5 protein-coding genes are annotated in these 4,050 nt (G+C 43.3%); all 5 read right to left on the reverse strand.

Features of this window, described 5'->3' with window-relative positions:
- Window positions 1-236: 236 nt before the first annotated feature.
- Window positions 237-518, reverse strand: a complete 282-nt coding sequence (locus IBX40_11415; GenBank protein MBE0524926.1) for an SIMPL domain-containing protein — start codon at window positions 516-518, stop codon at window positions 237-239.
- A gap of 306 nt (window positions 519-824) precedes the next feature.
- A complete protein-coding gene (locus tag IBX40_11420; protein MBE0524927.1) occupies window positions 825-1,505 on the reverse strand; it encodes a TIGR04282 family arsenosugar biosynthesis glycosyltransferase in 681 nt (226 codons plus the stop codon).
- Between the two features lie 2 nt (window positions 1,506-1,507).
- A complete protein-coding gene (locus IBX40_11425) occupies window positions 1,508-2,227 on the reverse strand; it encodes a methyltransferase domain-containing protein (GenBank protein ID MBE0524928.1) in 720 nt (239 codons plus the stop codon).
- 95 nt (window positions 2,228-2,322) lie between these two features.
- A complete protein-coding gene (locus IBX40_11430; GenBank protein ID MBE0524929.1) occupies window positions 2,323-3,387 on the reverse strand; it encodes a radical SAM protein in 1,065 nt (354 codons plus the stop codon).
- 23 nt (window positions 3,388-3,410) lie between these two features.
- The coding region (locus tag IBX40_11435; GenBank protein ID MBE0524930.1) for a hypothetical protein at window positions 3,411-4,050 on the reverse strand (640 nt) is incomplete at its 5' end.

Raw genomic sequence — 4,050 nt, forward strand, 5'->3', positions numbered from 1 at the left:
AACGTCGTGTCATGGATGCAAAAAAATAGATTGAGATTAAATCTGTGTAAATCGGTGTTAATCAGTGTCTGAAAAATAACTAATATAATAAAAGTGATGTTACCCACACGATGTTAAAGAGAACCTCAATAAATAAAAAGAAATAAGGGCGATCTCATTGAAATTCGCCGGTACAACATATGGTAATAAATGAAACAGGCATCCTGCATTTCAGCGCCTGTTTCACATTTCTTATTCTATTCGAATTGATACGTTACAGTCACATAAGCACTAACACTTACATCCCCGGGTGTGATGGGTGTGCTTCTTATACTCTCAGCCACCGCATATTCCATATAGGGGGCCGGACTTGTGAGACTGCCGCCGCTTGTGCTTGCCTGGACTGTCCCTGTGATCCTCACATCCAGAGCGCTGGCAAGAATATCAGCATCCGTTCTTGCAGCTTTCACTGCATTTTTCAGTGCCTCCTCACGAGCCTTTTGCCGCGTCTCTAATTTTATAATATTTTCAGGCTTCATCCACGAATTCACTCCCAGAATTTATTCTTGTTCTTTCATTATTTATAATCATCCCCTGTTTTCATTTTTCAACTGGATTAAGTCCTGTTACAGATCCACATGAAAAAGCTCCTGCTCCCAACCATAAGTGCGGACAGAGCAGATCGAGATGGGCACCCAGGCAGAGTGAAGCGGAAGGAAGCAGCAGAAGAGCTGGATAGTGAGGTGCCGAAAGCGTTTATCAGCCTAGTGTATGGTAAACAGTATCGGCTTGAACACATGGACATTCTCCTATCCTTCTACTCTACATCCCCATACGAAATTATCTTAAGAACGGGGTGAAACCACTTGAGGATTAGATATCATCCGGTAAGTGTTCTTACAAAAATAGCTCCCATGTAATGGCCTTTCCAGATCCCTTTTCAATCGAAGCAGGTCTTTCCATGTATCCACATCATACCATTCATTGAGGAGTGATATCGTTTTTCCACAGTTCGCAGCCTTTTCCATGGTTAATTCCGTAACCCTGGAAGTACTCCACGGGATGCCGTGAAATAATTCAGGTATATGGTTGTTAAAACCGATCAGGTAATAACCTCCGTCCAGGCAGGGACCGATCACTGCATCTGCTGTATCAAGACACCTCAAACTCTCATAAATATATTTAGATGGTAGATTTGGACTGTCACTGTCCAGAATAACCACTTTTTTAAATCCTTGTTTAACAATATATCCGGAAACATTTGCCAGCCTTTCACCAAGATTACCTCCTTTTTGAGGTATAAGAGTGAATCCGGCAGGTCGGATACTTGTGAAGAAGTCTGCACTTTCATGGGGAGTATAAGCTATCATAGGACAGATCCCCTCCAGATCCTTAACCTGCTCCAGCTTATCCAGCAGGAAACAGCAGTAAAGGCGGGAAGCGGTTTCAGAGTCCAATGGTGGTGTCAATCTTGTTTTCACCTTATTTGGCCTGGGTGCTTTGGCCATCACGATTACAGCATCCATACTCATAACTTCTTACCTATCAGCCTTCCCCTGCCCACTTTACCTTCATGTGCAGCATTAACCCAATTATTAAGACCCCTATCCACTTCATTGAACATATCTACACCGTAGGTCTGAATGATGGGATCTTTTAGTTCGTTCTTCAGTTTTTTTTGGTAGATGGTACAATGTCGGGCGAAATCAATACTCAGATCTTCCTTTTCTATCACGGTAAAACCTGCATTTAGCAACAGCTCTCCATACCCATCCAGCGTTTCCATATAAGGAAAGACCATGAAGCTATTAAGCTGAATCCATTCCTCATCAGTCATGGTCCCGATCTGTATCCAATCGGTAAAAGCAACAAGACCACCAGGTTTCAGGACCCTGTGAGCTTCTTCTATTAATCGTTCTTTTTGGGTAATATAGCACCATGCGTCCTGCCCCCATACAATATTAAAAGTATCAGCTCTAAAAGGGATATCCAGGGCATTGCCCAATCGATTATGTACCAGATTGTCCAATCCCTCGTCAATGGTCCTCCTCTCTGCTTCATCTACCATTTTTTGTGTGGCATCCAGACCCGTGACATGACATTTATATTTCCTGGCCAGCTGTCTGGCCGGGCCTCCCAAGGCACTGCAGATGTCCAGTATATTGTCATCCTTTTTCACTCCGGCTTTTAATGCCATTTTGTCTGTTTCACTCTCTCCGCCCACATGGATCTGCTCACCCATCAGCATTTCCCAGAGAATACCTCCTGCCCCTTCATAAACTTCGTTGACATCTCCTATGGTAAAATCCAATTTCCTGCCTTTCTTTATGGAATTCAAATATATCAGCTCCTATAGTTATTGGGATTCATCCAGCATCTTGGGTCCTCGGCCAGAATATCACCATTCTCATAAAAAGCGGTAGCTCTGCATCCCCAGCAAACAGAGCTATTTTTACAGATACTACAATGACCTGGCAGATTAGCAGGGTCTCTTAGGTGGGTCAACAGCAGGTCATCCCTGTACTGTTCTACTGCCTGCTCAAATGAGGTGTTATAAATATTCCCGAATCCCTTTCTGATAACAGAGCAGGGTGTCAGGTCACCGTCAATGGTCACGCAGATTATACCCCCGCAATAAAATTTATTGGCATCCATAGTACTCATCGAGAGTTGAGAAGTAGCATAATTTACTTCATCCCGAACCTCGCAGGCTTCTCTGATATCCCGGATACCAGGAATCCATTCAGTATGTTCCTGGGCAAGTCCTGTCTTGCACATCTGGGTCAGACAGGTCCTCATGCCAAAATTATCGAAAAAATATCTGGTAGTCTGCTTAACATCATCTCCGGCCACCAGTTTTGTGAACGTGATACAATTGATCATAGTATCAGGATCCTTTCCAAGGTTTTGGACGTTCTCGACCCCTTTCAGGATGGATTGGATCTTCTTTTTTGGATCACCCTTATGTAGCTTGCCATAGATCTTCTCATCCAGGCTGTCCAAATGCACCGAAATAAACCCTCCTTCTGCTACTTCAACTGCTTTTTTAGCCAATTCAATATTCTCAAGGGGTATTCCGCTGGTCCAGATATTATTCTTTAAACCTTTGTCCATGGCATATGACATCAATTCATACCAGTCACTTCTGAGAAGAGGATCACCACCTAACCAGTCTATAGCCCTCACTTCCATCCTTGCTGACGAATCCAGGATATCTATGATGTTCTGGCTGGGTAGTTCTTTCATGGTAGTATCAACAGATGATGCGTAACAGTAACGGCAGCCTTGCTGACAGGTTAGGTTCGATTCTATCTGGACTGTGTAGACCTTATTTTCCTCAAAATATCTCATTTCCTCAGTATGGTCAGGATGGAAGCATCCGTATGTGATTATAGATTCGTTTTCCATTCATTTTCTCCTTTTATTCCCAATTATTCTCCAAGGATGTTGATGGCGATAAGTGGCAATATTATCATAAGCATGGCCCAGACAAAACCAATTTTTTCCACCTGGAATCTCCCTAATTTCTTGACAAACCTTTCCATTATAGCGAGAATGACCAGAATGAACAGCATGGCATTGAAAACAGTGGTTGACACATGGTGTTCGGCCGGAAGATATAAAGAGAAAGAATCGGGATTAAACCATCTTACCAGAAAAAAGATCAGGGACATATGGGCAAGACCGATATATGTAAAGGTCATCAGGTGAATTTTCAGCCAGGCATTCAATCTGGGATTAGGATGGACCAGTTCAGACTCTCTTCCTTTCTCTGCAAAATAGAGAATAATCATAAGACCCAGAAACCCGATGGCAATACCGGTGGCAGTGCTCCCGGACCAGAAAGCTACCAGGGTAGGTACTATAAAAAATGCAGAAATGAGCGCTATCAACTGGCACGAGATCTTCCTCAAATGGAATGCCATTCCCACTGTAACGAAAGTGATGGGAACTGAGAAATTATGCCCCCACCTGGGATCTTCCCTGAACAGAAAAAAGGCAGGTCCTAACCAGAAAATAAGCCAGGCAACTCCCAGGATCAAGATTCCATTTGCCGAATTCATCACTTTA

The sequence above is a fragment of the Methanosarcinales archaeon genome (assembly GCA_014859725.1).
Lineage (GTDB): Archaea > Halobacteriota > Methanosarcinia > Methanosarcinales > Methanocomedenaceae > Kmv04.

What these genes read in the sequence shown, in the direction of transcription:
- IBX40_11415 (MBE0524926.1), bottom strand. Translation starts at nt 518, where the DNA reads ATGAAGCCTGAAAATATTATAAAATTAGAGACGCGGCAAAAGGCTCGT.
- IBX40_11420 (MBE0524927.1), bottom strand. Translation starts at nt 1,505, where the DNA reads ATGGATGCTGTAATCGTGATGGCCAAAGCACCCAGGCCAAATAAGGTG.
- IBX40_11425 (MBE0524928.1), bottom strand. Translation starts at nt 2,227, where the DNA reads ATGCTGATGGGTGAGCAGATCCATGTGGGCGGAGAGAGTGAAACAGAC.
- IBX40_11430 (MBE0524929.1), bottom strand. Translation starts at nt 3,387, where the DNA reads ATGGAAAACGAATCTATAATCACATACGGATGCTTCCATCCTGACCAT.